Here is a 17,809-nt window from a genome sequence, read left to right as displayed (position 1 = left end):
TTTTATTTTTAAGGTTAATGATAAATATTAATAAATTAATATTATTTGACTTTTTTTATATAGCCACCAACATTTTCTATTTTTTTAGCACTTTAATTACTAGAGTGCTAAAAAGTGGTATAATTTTCTTAGGATTTAAGTTAGATAAAGGAGGAAAGTTATGCACGCATCATGAACACCTGCACAAGAAAATAACAATAAAGATCCATTATTACAATATGGAAGAGATTTGACACAACTAGCCCTAGAAGGAAAGCTAGAGCCAGTTATTAATCGTGACGAGGAAATAAGATCACTAGTACGGATCTTATCACGTAAAACTAAGAATAACCCGGTTTTAGTGGGAGAACCTGGGGTAGGTAAAACTGCTATCGTAGAAGGTTTAGCAAGGAAAATTATTGAAAACCAAGTTCCTGAAAATTTAAAATCTAAAAAGGTTTATGAATTAAATATTTCATCAATTATCGCTGGAACATCTTATCGGGGACAATTTGAAGAAAGAATTCAAGCTATTCTAAAAAGAATTCAAGATTCTAATGGCGAAATAATTTTATTTATTGATGAAATTCATATGATTGTTGGTGCTGGCCAAACCGGTGAAGGTAGTATGGATATAGGTAACATGCTAAAACCAATGATGGCAAGAGGGCAATTACATTTAATTGGCGCAACAACATTAGATGAATACCGCAAGTATATTGAGAAAGATTCAGCATTAGAAAGAAGAATGCAAAAAATATTTATTAATGAACCTTCAATAGAAGATACAATTACCATTTTAAGAGGTATAAAAGAAAGATATGAAACATTTCATGAAGTAAAAATTAAAGATGAAGCTTTAGTGGCTGCAGCAAATTTATCAGCACGTTATATTTCAGATCGTTTTTTACCTGATAAAGCAATTGACTTAATTGATGAAGCGGCAGCAAATATTAAAACAGAAATGAAATATATTCCTGAGCCTATTGAAAAATTAAATTATGAAATTGCTAAATTAGAAATTGAAAAAGCCGCTATTGAAAACTCAGTTAATAAAGAAATTAAGAATAATAGTGAAAGAGTTAAACAAATTAATAATAATTTAAATGCCTTGAAGGAAAAACATAAATTATTAACTGATCAATGAAATAAAGAAAAAGAATTAATTGCAAAATTATCATCTTTTAAAGATAATATTGAAGAATTAAAAAGACATTTAACAATTTTACAATCTGAAGGTAAATATTTAGAAGCATCAAAAGTTATGTATTCGTTATTACCTAGTTTGGAAGAATCTAAAAAAGATGTAGAAAATCAACTAAATAGTTTAAAAGATCGTTTAATCAAAGAAACAATTGATGAAGAAGAAATTGCGTCAATTGTAAGTAAATGAACAAAAGTTCCAGTAACTAAATTATTAGAAACACAGAAGAATAAATTACTTAATTTAAGTGCAAATTTAGCAAAAAGAGTAAAAGGACAACAAGAAGCTATTGACTTAGTTTCTGAAGCAATTAAAAGAGCTAAAGCTAAAATAAACGATCCAAATCGTCCGATTGGTTCTTTCCTATTTCTAGGCCCAACAGGGGTAGGTAAAACTGAATTAGCAAAAGCACTTGCATTTAACCTCTTTGACAATGAAAATCATATTATTCGTTTAGATATGTCTGAATACATGGAAAAACATAGTACTTCAAAATTAATCGGATCGCCTCCAGGATACATTGGTTATGACGATAATGGTGGACAATTAACTGAAAAAGTAAGACAAAATCCTTATTCAATTATTCTATTTGATGAAATTGAAAAAGCTCATGTTGATGTTCTAAATGTTTTATTACAAATATTAGATGACGGAATTCTAACTGATAGCAAGGGAAGAAAGATTAATTTCAAAAATACAATTATTATTATGACTTCAAATATTGGTTCAGAGCAAATCATGAAAAAAATGCCGGAAAAAGATGAATTAATGAAAATCTTATTAACCAAATTTAAACCAGAGTTTATTAATAGAATTGATGAAATAGTTCCTTTTAACCAATTAAGTATTCAAGTAGTAAAAGAAATAGTAGATTTAGAATTAAGAAAATTAGCAAAAAGAATTTTAGATAACATAAAAGCAAATTTATTTTATAAAGAAGATGTATTAACATACATAGCCAATAAGGCTTACAATCCAGCATTTGGCGCGAGAGTAGTAAAGAGATTTATTCAAAATCAAATCGAAAACAAAATCGCAGACTTTATTTTAAGCAATGAAATAAAAGAAGATTCAATCATAACAATAAATATTGAAGATGATGAGATTGTGATAAAAATTAAATAAAAAAGGCAAGGCTTTAAGACCTTGTCTTTTTATATGGTACATCCTGTGGGGTTCGAACCCACGACCCAGGGATTAAGAGTCCCTTGCTCTACCTGCTGAGCTAAGGATGCATAATATTTAATAAGCGCGTAATAAATTATAAACAAATATTAAAATCATATTTAAAAATAATAATTTAATTTATAAAAAATCCTTATTAAATATAAAAATTATTTATTTTTTTATAAAGGACAATGCATATTCTATTAATTCAGAATCACCTTTATAAAAGTATCAAATTAATTTATCAAAATTTCTTCTACTAATTTTATATCCTGTATTTTTGCTACTTGATTCAATTATTTTATCAATAATTTTTATAAAACTTTGATAGTCATTTTTACCGTTTTTATTTACAATTTTATTTTTAATAATGCTTTTCTGATTTTCATTTATATAATCACTAGTAGACAAGTATTTTCAACAAAAATATGGTAAAACATTAGCAATAATGTTATCGTAAATTACAAACTTATCTCTATCTTTATCTTCAATATTTACAGAAATATTTGAAACATAAGCACAAAATTTAGTAGCAAAACTAAAATTATTTCTTCCTTCAACAGCCTTTGAAATTTCTTCAATTATTGAAAAATCACCACGTATATTTTTTTCTTCTAAATCTTTAATTTGATTAATTTTTTTTGCCATAATTTCAATTCCATTATTATCTCCTTTTTTATTTCCACTTACTGATAAATGTGTAGAATTCTCTTGGTTAATTATTTTGCACAATCTTTTTATATAGTCATAGTTATTTTCAAAATTTTTTGTAGTTAAAATTCTACTTTATTAGAATAATTAAAATTTTGGGTACTAAATTTATAGTTTGAATCTATTGACAAAATAAAATTAATAATTTCAACATTTTTTTTCGTTAACATAATTTGACCATTTTCGTCTTTTTCTAACTCCAATTTATATTTGCACATAAACTAAATTCCTTATTTTTTTATTCAATTTTAAAGTATATAAATTATTATATTGAATTTTGTCATTATTAATTTGTCTATGCGAATATCAATAAAAAACGAATAAAATTTAGTAAAATTTTTAAATTATAATAAGAAGTAAAGGAGCATACTATGTTAGACGTTTGTGGAATAAGTAAAATTTTTCCTGATAAGAAATTATTTTCTAATATTAATTTAAAGTTTTTACCAGGAAATGTATATGGAATTATTGGTGCTAATGGAGTTGGAAAATCAACATTCCTTAAAATTTTAAGTGGAGAAATTGAAGCAACTGAAGGACAAATTGTTAAAGAAAAAAATGCAAGAATGAGTGTTTTAAGCCAAAACCAAGATGAATTTAATGATTATAATGTAACTGATGTTGTTATTATGGGAAATAAGGAACTTTATCAAATAAATATTGAAAAAAATAAGATTTATGAAAATCCTGATGCAACTATGGAAGATTATGAAAAAGCTAGTCATTTAGAACAGCTTTTTGGTGAAATGGGTGGTTGAAATGCTGAAAATGATGCACAAACATTATTATCCAATTTAGGAATTGAACCTGAAAAATGAAATATGCAAATGTCGGAATTAAAAGCTAATGAAAAAGTTAAGGTCTTATTAGCTAAAGCATTATTTGGTAATCCAGATATTTTAATTATGGACGAACCAACTAACCGTTTAGATTTAAAAACAATTAAATGATTAGAAAACTTTTTAATGGACTATCCTAATATTGTTATTGTAGTTAGCCACGACAGTGATTTCTTAGATGCTATTTGTACACATATTATAGATATCGATTATTCAGAGGCTAAATTATTTGTTGGTAACTATTCATTTTGAAAACAATCAAGCCAATTGTTAATTGAGATGCAACAAAAAACAAATTTAAGAAAAGAAGAACAAGCCCAAAAACTACGTGAATTTATTGCGCGTTTTTCAGCTAATGCTTCAAAATCAAAGCAAGCAACAAGCCGTAAAAAATTATTAGAAAAAATTGTTATTGATGAAATAAAACCTTCTTCAAGAAAATACCCTTACATTAAATTTGAATTAAATAGATTACCTGGTAAACAAATTTTAAGTGTTCATAATTTAACTTATGTTAATGAAGCCGGCGATACATTATTTGAGAACGTTTCATTTTCTTTAAAACCTGGTGATAAGATAGTTATAATTGGAAATGATGATATTGCAAAAACAAGATTATTAGAAATTTTAATGGGCAAAAGAAAACCAACTTCTGGAACTGTTGAATGAGGAATTACCATTTTTCCTAACTACTTCCCGTCAAATAATCAAGAATATTTCCAAGAATCTGAAACAATTATTGATTGATTAAGTAAATGACCTTTAAATAACACTACTCAAGAAACTAAAGATAATAGTGACGCAAGAATGAGAGCTTTTTTAGGACGAATGTTATTTTCAAATGATAGTGTATTTAAAAATGTACAAGTAACAAGTGGTGGTGAAAAAGTACGTTTAATGATGTCAAAATTAATGTTAGAAGAAAGTAACTTTTTAATTTTTGATCAACCTTTAGACCATTTAGACTCTGAATCAATTGATAGTTTAATTGAAGGAATTAAATCATATAAAAGTTCATGTATTTTTACAACATATAACCGAGCAATGATTAAAGAATGTGCTAATGTGCTATTAGAAATAAAACCAAAATCAAGTTTCCTATTTTATGGAAATCTTGATGAATATGAAGAAGCTATGGGATATTAAAAATAATAAAAATCTGGAACTAATTTCCAGATTTTTAGTTACTTCAATCTATTTCAATATAATCATATTTTTGGTCTTTATTTTTCTTTTCTAAAACTTTAAATGTTATTTTTTCATCAAGTTCAAATTTAGAATTTTTTCTTAAAGCGTGACCTTTTTTAGTTTCTAATCAAGCTGACAAGGTTTGATTCTTTTCTTTATCATCTAGTTCATAGTCAAGATGTGGATCAAGTTCTAATTGTTTTCATAATGTTTTCATTAGAACTGTTCCCTTAGCTTCACATCTCTCTAAACTTATTTCATAAATTTGCTCATCATTATCATACTCATCATAAATTTCACCAACAACTTCTTCTAAAATATCTTCAATAGTAATAATTCCTATTGCTTTATCATCATTATTGCTTTCGGTAACAAATGCCATTTGAGCACGAGATTGACGCATTTTTTCTAATGCTACTGATAATATCGAATTAGCTGATACTCTTGGAACTGATTTTATATAGTTTAAAATATTTCCTCTTTGTAAAAAGAATATATCTTTTAAAAGTAAAATACCAATAAGATCTCCATCTTTCTCAACAGGTATTCTTGAATAATTTGTTTCTTTAAACATCGCTAAAGCTTCTTGCATTGTTGCTTTTGAACTTAAAAAATCAACGTTTTTCATTTTTATATAATGTTGTGAAACTTTTGTAGAATCAAGATCTAATACATTTTGAGCCATAACAGATTCTTTAAATTCTAAAACACCTTCGTCTTGGGCAATATTCAATAAACTTTTTACATCTTCTTCAGTGTTTGTAATATAGATCTTCTTGCCAATTTTTGAAATAGGATATGTTATTGGAATAAAAATTCAATATAACATTTCAATAAATCAATAAAATGAATTAACAGTTTTTTCTGGGTATCTTTTTGCAATTAGTTTTGGAATTATTTCAGCAAATAAAACAATAATAGGTGTCATAACAATTGTCGAAATAATTGAAGCCAAACCTACTTTAGATGCACCAAATGCTTGAGTTAATAAATAAGCAAGTAATGTTGATGAAGCAATATTTACCAAATTATTAGCTATTAATATTGTTCCTAATGTTCGGTTAAAAAAGTTATGTTGTTTTTCAATAATCTTATGACCTTTAACTTTTTTCTCAATCATTGTTTCAATTTTTGCTTTTGATAGCGAAGTATAAGCTGTTTCGGTAGCAGAAAAAATACCTGAACTAACAAGCAATAATATTAAAGATATTATTAAAAGGGCATATTGTCAAGGGTAGAGGTGAATATCCATCTAAAAGTTCTCCATTTATAAAATAATTATTTTAGTAATGTATAAATATTAACAAAAAAAATCATTTTAATAAAATAATTCTTTTATAATGTTATATTATGTTTAAATTTGAAGATGTTAAATTAGTACAATTACCAGAAAAAATATTAAGAGAAAAATCACAAGATATAGAAATTCCTTTATCACAGGAAAACATTGATTTAATTGAAAAAATGATTTACCATGTTTCGGATAGTCAAAAACCTAACACAAAATTTAGACCTGCTGTTGGTGTGGCTGCTATTCAATATGGAATACCTAAAAGTATTTTTTATATATTAATAGTAGACGCAAATGATAAAGTGATTTTTAATGATGCTTTAATTAATCCTAAATTAGTTGGTCATTCAAATCATAAATTAGCTTTATCTGAAGGTGAAGGTTGCTTAAGTGTTAACGAATCCTGACCAAAACAAGAAGGTTATGTACCAAGATATTCAAGAGTAATTGTTGATGCTTATTCATATATGGAAAAGAAATTTAAACGTTATGAAGTTAGTGGTTATACTGCTATAGTTTTCCAACATGAATATGATCACTTACAAGGAAATTTATTTATTGATAAAATTAATCAAAAAAATCCTTGAGGTAAAGATAAAGAACTAGAAATATTATAAAAAATAGGCTTGTTTTAAGCCTATTTTTTGCTATTTGTTTTTATCAAATAATAAAGGAATCTCAAACTGTATTTCTTGATTTTCATATTTTGGCTCAATATAAATTCCATATTGAGTTTTTATTTTGTTGATTTTTTCTGTATTTGTTGATAAGGTAATTATTCTTCCCTTAAAAACAAGTTTTGAGGAATTTTTCCAATCTTCTTGATCAAAGCCCTTTAAAGTGATAGGTGAAGTAAAAATAATTGGTGAATAAAAATTATTTGTTTCTGTTACAAAGTTTGAAATTATTTTCATTTCTTCTAAATTATCATTTACTTTAAATGGTTCACTAAAAGATCATGAAATATCTAATAAAGATGAAAAGTTATCAATATTATTTGAAATTTTTTCATTAAATTTTTCAATATAAGATTTAAATGCTTCTTTATATTTATTAATTTTTTCATCAGAAAAATTATCTTTTATATTAATAGGTAAAAGCAATTTATATAAAATTTGTTTTTTTATTGATTCAATAAATTCATTTGTGAACTGATTCTTCTTTTCTTTAATTGCCTCTTCGTTATATTTTTTTGTATTTTCTGAAGTAACAATTGGGAAGTTTTTAATAATAAAATCAATTGGGGTATTTCCTTTTTGTTTAAACACTAAATCTATAAATAAAGTATTTTTTGAAATTGAATCAATAACAAAATTTTCATATTCAATACTTCAATTTTTTTCAGGTTTTAAATTTTCTGCTAATGCATAATCTTTGAATAATAATTTAAAATTGTCTTCGCTAGTATTATTAATTATCTTAGACATAACATTTTCTGGTGTACCTTCAATTTTCGCGTCTTTTTTAATTGTTATTCTAATATCCTCATTATTTAAATTATTTGAATTGAAAGAATACTTCTTAACATGATTATACCAATAAATTAGTGCCTTAGAAGGTTTAGATAAATTAATAGCAACTGTGGCAATAACAATTGATGAAAGTGCTGCTGCTGAAAAAGTTCAAAATAAAATTTTTCTCACTTTTTTAGCTTTGACCACACTTTGAGCGTGCTTCTTATGTTTGAGTTGATCTTCAGGACTAATATCTTTGTCGATTGAATCTTCTCAATCAAATTCTAGTTTTGGGTTTTTCTTCTTCATTATTCTCCAATTCCAAATTCAGTTGTTTTTTCGTTTGTATCAACCAAATTAAAATCTTCTAATATTTGTTTAGCATCATTATTAAATGAATCAATTTGAGGTATCTCTTCTATTTCAATTGTTTTTGTTTTTTCATCTGGATTATTTCTAATTTCTTCAGTCTCAAATTCAATATCATTTTCATCAAAAGAAATTTTTTCATCTGTATACAAGTTATTTGTTAAATCTGAATTAATTTCCTCAAAATCTATAGTTTCATTTTTATTTTCATTATTAAATGTAGCATTTTCAAAATTAAAGTTATTAATTTCAGTAGTTTGTTCAATTTCAATATCTTCGCTATTATTTTTTTTGATATTATCTCTTGAAAATTCTAAAGTATTTTCTTTTTCTAAAAAATCTTCTTCAATTATTTCTTTAGAAAGATGTTTCATTTCATTTTCATTATCAGATTCTTCTATTTCTTCAAAATTATTCAATTCTTTTTCATCAAAAGTAAAATCTATTTTATTTTGATCTTCACTATTTTCTAGTTCAATTTTTTCAGATGTAAAATTATTTGTTAAAGAATCGGTTTCTTCTACTTCTTCAATTTCTTCGTTAGCTAATTCTACAAAATTATTTTGGTCTTCAAACTCATCAATTTCATTTAATGATACATTGTTATTTGAATCTTCTTCAACATAAAAATCGTCAATTTCATCTGAATTACTTTCATCATCGCTCGAATTTTTTTCATCTGAAATTTGTTGATTAGTATCTTGAAAATTAATTTCTTGATTTAAATTTGAAGCTAAAATCGATTGTTCAAGATTTCCCGATATATCATCAACAATAACTTGATTTTCTTTATTTTTAATTATAAAGTTATTAGCATTTTTTTCTTGATTTATTAAGCCTTCTACATATGCAAAAATTTTGTTCTTAATTATTGGTCATTCAATTTCAGAAATAGTAATAATTGGATACTCTTTAGCTTCTAAAAAATGAATGTTATCTTTAAAAATCAAGTATTTACGGTAATCATTTTTATAATTAAAATTATCAAGAATAAAGCCCTGAACTAGTTTATTGTTTAGTTTATTAATTAAGACAATATCAATTGATTTTGTTCCAACTGAGTAATTTGTTTTCAAGGTTAAATTTTCATCATCAATTAACTGTCTTAATTCATCTAAAACATCAACTTTAAACTTAATATCTTCGGGAATTGAAATTAATTTAGTTGCTAAATAATCTTCAACTTTATCTAAATAATTTTTTTGTTCTTCAATCGATAAATCTAAAAACTTTAATCATTCTTTAAAAGTAATCATATCTACTGTTGAACGTTCAGTAATTTCAATATCTTCAGCATAAATTGATTTAACAACAAAAACTTTTTCTTTTGCTCTTGAAATAGCAACGTTTAAAGCGTTTTTACCACCTTTTCTTGCAACATAAGTATTATACAATGTTGTATTTTTATCATATACAACCGACATAATAACTAAATCTGCTTCATCGCCTTGAATATTTTCAATATTTTTAATAACAACCTTTTCGCTCATTAGTGCTTCTTCTAGTTCTGGTTCATTACCAAAAATTCTATTGATTAAATATTCTTGTTGTTTAACGTTAAATACTAAGATTATTATTTTATTAAATTTTGCTAAATTATCTTTAGCTAATTCAATAACTTTTCCGCCTTCTTCAACGTTCATACTATTATCTCAAGTACCATCAACTTGAAATACTTCAATTGCTTTTTCATCTGATAAAGATAATTCATAATTATCAATTACATCTAGTTTTGAATCATAAAAATGTTTTGAAGAAAAAGTCATTAATGTCGCTTTCTTAGAACGATAGTTTTTATCTAAAAGTAAAGAATAAACACCACGCGCTTTAGCATAATCTAATAATGACTCAATATTTCCAAAGTCATCTTCTTCATCAAAATTATATGTCGCTGAAAATCATCTTGTTGGTTGCATTTGTTGGCTATCACCGGCTAAAACTTTTCTTTTGGCTAAATATAATATTGGAATACCTTTTTCAATAAACATTTGTGAAGACTCATCTAAAATAGCAAAGTCAAACTCTTGTTTTTCTCACATCGATAAATCCAACTCTGGAGTAGTAATGATAATAGGGAATAACAATTTAATCATTTCTTTATGTTTGTGAAAAAACTTGTATGGTTTTAAATGTCCGGTTCTAATTGCCATTGCAAATGATGTGTATTGTGATTTTTGCTCATCAGTAAAATTTGTCATCTTTTCAAATGTTTTTTCTAAAAGCATTTTTACAATTGTTTTATCATCATTTAGTTTAACAGTTTTATTTGTTAATATCTTTTTATATTGATTACTAAAATTTGTAATTTCTTCAAAATTAACTAAATTAACATATTTTAAGGCTTCATTAATACCAATAGTCATTAAACTTTCATCAGCTAATAATATATCTGCCATGTTCTTGATTTTTTTAGGAACTATTGTAAAAATATGATGCTTTTTATTGTAATTAGCTTCATATAATTTTTTAATAATTTCTTTACGATCATTAAATTCACTATTGATTTTGTAATTCAAACTCTTATCTAAAAGTTTTAAACTTTCATAAGTGCCAACAGTAAAATTACCATTCATGATGGCACTGTAAAAATTAATAATATTGTCAAGATTTTTAGTTTGTTTAATTAAATTAACATTATCAACATAATTTTCATCTTCATCAGTAAAAACGCTAAAACCTTCCTCTTTTCTAGAACTTTGGTAGTTTTCTAATAAATGTATAAATTCACGTAATGGTTCATAAAAAGTTTCCTGTCTTAAATTTTTATCATTTAAAGCAAACAGACAAAAAATAGATAATTTTTTCATTCTATTTCTTAAAACATCTAAAGCAGCTTTCTTTTGACTAACAACTAATGCTGAATATCCTCTAGCAATAATATTTACAATTAAATTAGAAATTGTTTGAGATTTACCGGTTCCTGGAGGACCTCAAATAATTGTGTCTTGATATAGTGACGAAACAGTTGCAACATCTTGTGAAAAGTTTGTTTCTTGAATTTTAAATAATTTAAATTTATTATCAAAAATAACTCTATTAACCTTTTCACGATATAAGTTCTTATTAAAATTAGGATTTAAAATTTCATCAAATTCATCGTTATCAATAATTTTTTTCATTTGATTTCATAAATAACCAGAAGAAACATTATAAAAACCTAAAACTATTCCAGGATGAAATTCAATTGCGGTATTGTTAATTGTTTCAACAGTTAGATGTTCAACGCCCCTTCTTAAAGTTTCGGGCATCTTAAATAGCGGAGATCAAATTGTTTTAAATTTTTCAAAAACATCTTGAATTGATAAATTATTAAAATCAAAGGAATCAACATTCAATGAAAAACCTTCTTGATTTAAAAAGGTAACAAGTTTACTATTAACTCTTATATCTGAATTAGAATGTAAATAAATTAAAGAGTTTTTTACTTCAATCAAAATCTCTTTAAAGAAAAGTGGAGCATAAACTGTTTTATTTTCTGTTTTGATTGAAATATAAAAAAAACCAATATGTAAAGGTCATATATTAGTCTCAATATTTATATTTTGGGCTTTGTTTAAAATTTTCTTTCATTTAACAATTGATTTTTGAAATTCTGTTTCTTGGTTAGCAATAATAATATTTTTAGCTTTTTCAAAACTTGATCCTAACATTTTAAAAAGATTATCTTCAATTCTTTTATTGTACTCTTTAAAAATTGCTACGACTTCACTTTTAGTTTTAGCTTCTTTTACTTTTTCAGCTATAGTTCTATTAGCAACTTCTGATAAAACACAATCAATATTAAATTTTGTATAAATTTTATCAAATGTCGATTCACCAAAGTTTTTTAAAACATCAAAATATTTCTCATTATCTATTGTGCTAAATAAAGATGAATCATTAGTATCAATGTTAAGAAGATTAGCCATTAATGTTTGATATTTTGTATTATTTGAACTCATCTTACTTTACCTCATTAATTAAATCTTCAATATGTTTTGCTGTATTACCAACAACTAATGAAATACTTTTGCTTTGAAATGTCAAACCAGTAACTCCATCTAAGTTTTTAATTTTTAAAGCTTCAACTTTACTTTTTTCATAAAAATTTATTTTTACAACTTTTTGAGTTGAAGTTACAGATTCGATATTTTCTTTTCCACCTAAATAATCAACTAGTTCATAAAAATTAAAATTAAGTTTGGTTTCTTTGCTTAAATAATCTTTAGTTTTAGTTTGTTTATACTTATTTTTTCAGTAAACTAAAATAAGACCAAAAGTTAAAATAATTAAAATGACATATAAAAATTTATTTCTTGAATTCATTGTAATCCTTTATCTAAGTTAATAGTTTTATACTTTTAAATTATATTTTAATTTAAAATTAAAAACTAAAATTATTTAATTAATTGAATTTTTTTTAATATATGTTAAAAATTCCTTATACATTTTAAATGTTTTCAACTTATTTTAAGGTTAAAAATTAATTTATTGGCAATTATTGACTTTATTAAATAATTAATTATTTAATATAGTAAATTTTTTAAAAAAAGTAATAAAATTTATAAAGACTTTGTTATTTTTAAAACAAACATTATAACTTATGAAATTTAAACAAGGAGAAATAATGGCTAAAAAAAGAGTATTAAGTGGAATAACTGCAACCGGAAAATTAACTATCGCAAACTATATTGGTGCTATTAAAAATATGGTTAAATTACAAGATAAATACGATAGTTATATTTTCATAGCTGATCTTCATGCTTTAACATTACCAATTGACCCAAAAGTATTAGAAGAAAATCGCAGAAATATTTATGCTTTATTTATTTCTTGTGGAATTGATCCTGAAAAATCTACATTATTCTTTCAATCGGATGTAATGGAACACGGATTGATGAATTGATTGATTTTAACAAATACAACGATTGGCGAATTATCAAGAATGACGCAATTTAAGGATAAATCTTCTAAGGTAAAAAGCTCAAACGGAATGGAAACTATTCCTACTGGTTTACTAATGTATCCAACATTAATGGTAGGAGATATTTTACTTTATGATGCTGATTTAGTTCCTGTGGGAATTGATCAAAAACAACACGTTGAACTAACAAGAAATTTAGCTCAAAGATTAAATAATAAATTTAATATTGGCTTTAAAATTCCAGAACCATATATTCCAAAAGTTGGAGCTAAAATTATGTCATTGACTGAACCAACTAAAAAGATGTCTAAGTCAGATACTAATGAAAAATCTTCAATTTATTTACTAGATGACCCTGAAAAAGCGTACAAAAAGATACTAAAAGCAGTAACAGATTCAGAAGGAAAAATATATATTTCTGATGAAAAACCAGGAATAAAAAATTTATTAACAATTTATTCTTCATTAAAAGATATCGAATTAGAAGATGCAGAAAATTATTTTAAAGATAAAAACTATGGAGAATTAAAACAAGAAGTTGGATTATTAGTTAAAGAATTTTTAGAAAAAATTCAACTTAAGTATAAAGAAGTAATAAAATCAATTGATAACTTTGCAAAAAAAGGAGCACAAAAAGCTTCTAAAGTTGCAAATGAAAATCTTAAGAAATTAATGAAAGGATTAGGCTTAAATAATGAAAGCAAATAATAAACTTAACCACTCAACCAGCCATTTACTAGCAGCAGCAATTTTAAAATTATATCCAAATACAAAATTAGCTATTGGACCTGCAATTGAAGAGGGTTTTTACTATGATTTTGAATTTGAAAACCCGATTTTAGAATCAGATTTACCTCGAATTGAAAAACTAATGAAGAAAATGGCTGAACAAGGTTATGAAACTAAAAAAGTTGGAAAAGAATTTTTCTCATTCGAAAATCAACCTTACAAGAAAGAATTATTTGATGAGTTTTCTTCAGAAGGGAAAGAAATAACCTTTTTCCAATTTATTCACCCAAAAACAAATGAAATTTTATTTACGGATCTTTGTGCTGGTGGTCATGTTGAAAACACTAAAGAAATTAAACACTTTAAATTATTATCAACAGCAGGAGCTTACTGAAGGGGCGATTCTAATAACAAAATGTTAACTAGAATTTACGGTACTTCATGAGAAACAAAAGAAGAATTAGATAACTATCTTCAAATATTACAAGAAAGAAAAGAAAGAGACCATAGAAAAATTGGTAAAGACTTAAATTTATTTATGTTTAGCCAATTATCAGGACAAGGCTTTCCGATTTGATTAGAAGATGGAATGAAGATTCATAATGCAATTGAAAATTATGTTCTAAAACTTGACAAGAAATTTGGTTTTACCGAAGTTTTAACACCACATTTTGGTGAAAAGAAACTATATGAAATTAGTGGTCACTGAGCTCATTATCAAGATACAATGTTTAAACCTATATTAATGGATAATGAAACATTAGTGGCACGTCCTATGACTTGTCCTCATCATATCATTTTATTTAATTCAACAAGACGCTCATACCGTGACTTGCCTATTCGTTATTCAGAACAATCAAGACTTTACCGTTATGAAAAATCTGGAGCTCTATCGGGACTTGAAAGAGTTAGAGCTATGGATTTAACTGAAGGCCATGTTTTTGTAAGACCTGATCAAATTAAACAAGAATTTAAACATTTATATAAAATGATTTTAACTGCTTTAAAAGATTTTAATATTGAAATCGATCATATTTCACTTTCTTTAAGAGACCCTAATGATAATGAAAAATTCTTTAAAGACGATGAAATGTGAGATAAGGCTGAAAATGATTTAAGAGAAGTTTTAAAAGAGCTAAATATTGAATATAAAGAATTCATTGGGGAAGCTGCTTTCTATGGTCCTAAAGTTGACTTCCAAGTTAGAACAGTTTTAAATAGAATTATTACTATGTCGACATTACAATTAGATTTTTTACTTCCACAAAGATTTGATATGAAATTTGTAAATGATAACGAAGAGTTTGAAAGACCTGTTTTAATTCACCGTGGTTTAATTGGAACATATGAAAGATTTATTGCAACTTTATTAGAGCAAACTAAAGGTGTTTTACCATATTGATTAAGTCCAAGACAAGTAACAATAATGCCAATTACTAGCGAGTTAAATGATTATTGTCAAAAATTATATGAAGAATTATTAGATTTAGATATTAATGTTAATGTTGATTTAAGAAATGAGAGAATCAACAAAAAAATTCGTGAAGCACAAATTCAAAAAACTAAGTTTATTATTGTTATCGGAAAACAAGAAGTCGAAAATAATGTATTAGCTGTGCGTGAATATGGAAGTGATCAAACTACAACATATTCTAAAGAAGAATTTATACAAAAATTATTTACTTTAAAAAGAGAATTGAAATAAAAAATAAACGTTAAGTTATTAGCTTAGCGTTTATTTTTTAAAAATTAATTGCTTTGATCTAATTGTGATTTTGAAGCTTCAAATTCAGATAATTTATTTATTAAATTTTGATTTACTTCTTTTAAATGAGCAACATAATCAATTGTTGAATCAGCTAAATTTTGCTTATATTCTAAATAATATTTTAAATTTATATAATCATTTTTATTTTCATTATATGAGTTATTAGTTTCTTCAATAAAAGTATTAATTTGTTCTTTTAAATCATTATATTTATCGTCATTTAACGATTCTTTAAATGTTTTAATTTCTTCTAATTTTTGACTAAAGCTATTTTTTTCATCAATGAAACTTTTAATTAATTCAACTATTTCATCATCTGTTAACTTAATATTTTTATTTTCATATTTTGTCATAAATGTATCGTAATATTGGTTATAACTATAAGTTAATAAAGTTTCGTATTTTGCAAGATTTGAAATAAGATTTTCCTCGTCTGAAAAGATTTTAATTAATTCAGATGCTCATTTATTGTTTCTTTCTATCATTTCATTTGGAATTTCATTAATTCCAAAATGTTCATTTAATTTAGATTTATATTTATCTAATGTATTTTGTAAATTATATTTATAACCGCTTTCTGTGCCAGGATTTAATATTGCATAATCAACTTTGTCTAATCATTCTTCTCTATATTTTTTTAATTTAGGTAAGAAGTTATTTTTATATTCATTGTAATTTTCTTTAAATTGATCTATATTTCTATAATAAAAAGCTCTAGATATACCAGATAAATAATCTTTTTCAAATTGTATTGCTTCCTGTCATTTAGAATGATTTAAACCAAAAATGCTATATTTTGTTCTTACAAGTGTTTTTGCAACGTTAAGTGCTTTTTTAAAATCTAAATATTCTTTTTGATTACTAAAATCATTAAATTTTAAAATCTCTTCTTTAACATTATCAGCATATTTCATATACTCTTTAATTTTATTTATATTATTTTTATAAAATTCTTGTGTTTTTTCTTCTAAAGAAAAGTTTCTTGACATATCTTTATCAACTTCACTATTATTTCTTAAAAATCAGTCATAAATTGATTCTGCTGATGATGATAACTTATTTAAAGTAATATTTGTTGAAAAATTAAAATTAGCTAGGGAAATATTATTAAATTTTTCCGCTTCTATTCTCATTTTATTATATGCTTCATAATAATCGTCTTCTAACAATTTTGAAAATTTAGATTCCTTTAATTCTTTTTCTAGTTTTTGTTTTGCTGCTTTATAAACATCAAAATTTCTTTGGCTTTCAGGAATAGATTCAATTTCGTTAGTTATTTCTAAAATCTTATTTTCTAACTTATTTTTAATTTGTTTATATTTATTTTCTCCTAGAGAAGAACTAGCAAAATCTTCAACTGTGGTTTTATATGAATTAAATCAATTTGCGAAATCATTAAATGATTCTTTTTCTTCTTTAGCCTTATTTAACTCATAATTCAAATAATCAATTAAACTTTCAAAAAATAAATAATCTTTTTTATATTCTACATTATTATCTTTTATAGTTTTTAATATTTTTTCAACGTTTAATAATGAGTTGTTTAACTCTTTTTTAATTTCAGAATAATTTTCATCGTTCAATTGATTTAAAATGTATTCGGATACTTCCTGCTTTTTATTTTCAAAAACTTCTTTTACTTCATTAATATTTTCTATATGTTTTTTTGAAAGTTCAAATTCTTTTGAAATATATTCATATCTCTTTTTAAAATAATCCTCAGTCTTAACTGATTCATCATCTTCCTCATATTTTTCATAATCTTTATCATCAATTTGTGATAATCTATCATATTCTCTTCGCTCAGGTTGTAATGTAGAATAATAATTACTATTCTTATAATTGTTGATTTCTGTTTTTAATTCTATATATTTATTTCTTCAATATTGTAAACCTTCTGAAGAAGAACTATTATCCAATTCATTTTTAGCAGCTTTAGCTTTATCTAGAGCATCTTGAACTTTTTGCTTCTTATCTAAGTAAAATTCAGGGGTTTTTTGTTCTTCAGATGCACTATCGACTAGATTTTGAATTCTAGTTAGTTCAGAATCTAATTCATTTTTAATGCTTTCATACTTATCTTTGGCTAATTCATTTGTTGAATAATTTTGTGCTTCAGATTTTTTAGCTTCATATTGTTCTTTAGCATCACCAATATTTGTATTCGAACTATCTAGTGATAACTTAGCAGCTTTAGCTTTATCTAG

The 17,809-nt window shown here is 24.8% G+C and carries 12 protein-coding genes and 1 tRNA gene; 5 read left to right on the top strand and 8 right to left on the bottom strand.

What is annotated here, in order from left to right:
- The first annotated feature begins 160 nt into the window (after positions 1 to 160).
- Positions 161 to 2,308: an ATP-dependent Clp protease ATP-binding subunit gene (locus ACQW0Y_RS02190; RefSeq protein WP_427867547.1), complete on the top strand. Its 2,148-nt coding sequence runs from the start codon at positions 161 to 163 to the stop codon at positions 2,306 to 2,308.
- Between the two features lie 34 nt (positions 2,309 to 2,342).
- Here the strand turns inward: ACQW0Y_RS02190 and ACQW0Y_RS02185 are convergent.
- From ACQW0Y_RS02185 to ACQW0Y_RS02175, 3 genes are all read right to left on the bottom strand, one after another.
- Positions 2,343 to 2,418 (bottom strand) — tRNA-Lys (locus tag ACQW0Y_RS02185).
- 103 nt (positions 2,419 to 2,521) lie between these two features.
- Positions 2,522 to 3,082, bottom strand: coding sequence for a hypothetical protein (locus ACQW0Y_RS02180; protein WP_427867546.1), 561 nt, complete (start codon positions 3,080 to 3,082; stop codon positions 2,522 to 2,524).
- 41 nt (positions 3,083 to 3,123) lie between these two features.
- Entirely contained in the window at positions 3,124 to 3,279 is a 156-nt protein-coding gene (locus ACQW0Y_RS02175) for a hypothetical protein (RefSeq protein WP_427867545.1), read from the bottom strand.
- A 153-nt stretch (positions 3,280 to 3,432) separates the two neighbouring features.
- Between ACQW0Y_RS02175 and ACQW0Y_RS02170 the strand changes: the two genes are divergently transcribed.
- Entirely contained in the window at positions 3,433 to 5,046 is a 1,614-nt protein-coding gene (locus ACQW0Y_RS02170) for an ABC-F family ATP-binding cassette domain-containing protein (RefSeq protein ID WP_427867544.1), read from the top strand.
- Positions 5,047 to 5,080: 34 nt separating this feature from the next.
- On the opposite strand, the gene ACQW0Y_RS02165 is transcribed toward ACQW0Y_RS02170, so the two are convergent.
- A complete protein-coding gene (locus tag ACQW0Y_RS02165) occupies positions 5,081 to 6,340 on the bottom strand; it encodes a hemolysin family protein (RefSeq protein ID WP_427867543.1) in 1,260 nt (419 codons plus the stop codon).
- A gap of 98 nt (positions 6,341 to 6,438) precedes the next feature.
- Between ACQW0Y_RS02165 and def the strand changes: the two genes are divergently transcribed.
- Entirely contained in the window at positions 6,439 to 6,996 is a 558-nt protein-coding gene (gene def, locus ACQW0Y_RS02160) for a peptide deformylase (protein ID WP_427867542.1), read from the top strand.
- Between the two features lie 30 nt (positions 6,997 to 7,026).
- Here def and ACQW0Y_RS02155 read toward each other — a convergent pair whose 3' ends face one another.
- The 3 genes from ACQW0Y_RS02155 to ACQW0Y_RS02145 are packed head-to-tail and all read right to left on the bottom strand — an operon-like array spanning position 7,027 to position 12,507.
- Positions 7,027 to 8,142 carry a hypothetical protein gene (locus ACQW0Y_RS02155; RefSeq protein WP_427867541.1) on the bottom strand — a complete coding sequence of 372 codons (1,116 nt, stop codon included), beginning with the start codon at positions 8,140 to 8,142 and terminating at the stop codon, positions 7,027 to 7,029.
- A complete protein-coding gene (locus ACQW0Y_RS02150) occupies positions 8,142 to 12,143 on the bottom strand; it encodes an AAA domain-containing protein (RefSeq protein WP_427867540.1) in 4,002 nt (1,333 codons plus the stop codon). Before ACQW0Y_RS02150 ends, ACQW0Y_RS02155 begins: the two co-directional genes overlap by 1 nt.
- 1 nt (position 12,144) lies before the next feature.
- Positions 12,145 to 12,507, bottom strand: a complete 363-nt coding sequence (locus tag ACQW0Y_RS02145; RefSeq protein WP_427867539.1) for a PTS glucose transporter subunit IIB — start codon at positions 12,505 to 12,507, stop codon at positions 12,145 to 12,147.
- A 301-nt stretch (positions 12,508 to 12,808) separates the two neighbouring features.
- Here ACQW0Y_RS02145 and trpS point away from each other — a divergent pair, with 301 nt between their 5' ends.
- Together trpS and thrS are read left to right on the top strand one after the other, a co-directional pair.
- Positions 12,809 to 13,813 carry a tryptophan--tRNA ligase gene (trpS, locus tag ACQW0Y_RS02140; protein ID WP_427867538.1) on the top strand — a complete coding sequence of 335 codons (1,005 nt, stop codon included), beginning with the start codon at positions 12,809 to 12,811 and terminating at the stop codon, positions 13,811 to 13,813.
- The gene (gene thrS / locus ACQW0Y_RS02135) at positions 13,800 to 15,539 is read left to right on the top strand and encodes a threonine--tRNA ligase (protein WP_427867537.1); all 1,740 of its coding nucleotides are present in this window, start codon (positions 13,800 to 13,802) and stop codon (positions 15,537 to 15,539) included. The genes trpS and thrS overlap by 14 nt, the downstream gene beginning before the upstream one ends.
- A 44-nt stretch (positions 15,540 to 15,583) precedes the next feature.
- Here thrS and ACQW0Y_RS02130 read toward each other — a convergent pair.
- The coding region (locus ACQW0Y_RS02130) for a hypothetical protein (RefSeq protein ID WP_427867536.1) at positions 15,584 to 17,809 on the bottom strand (2,226 nt) is incomplete at its 5' end.

This window comes from Mycoplasmopsis arginini (assembly GCF_965278885.1).
GTDB lineage: Bacteria > Bacillota_I > Bacilli_A > Mycoplasmatales > Metamycoplasmataceae > Metamycoplasma > Metamycoplasma arginini_B.
This window is presented reverse-complemented; position numbering and strand designations above follow the sequence as displayed.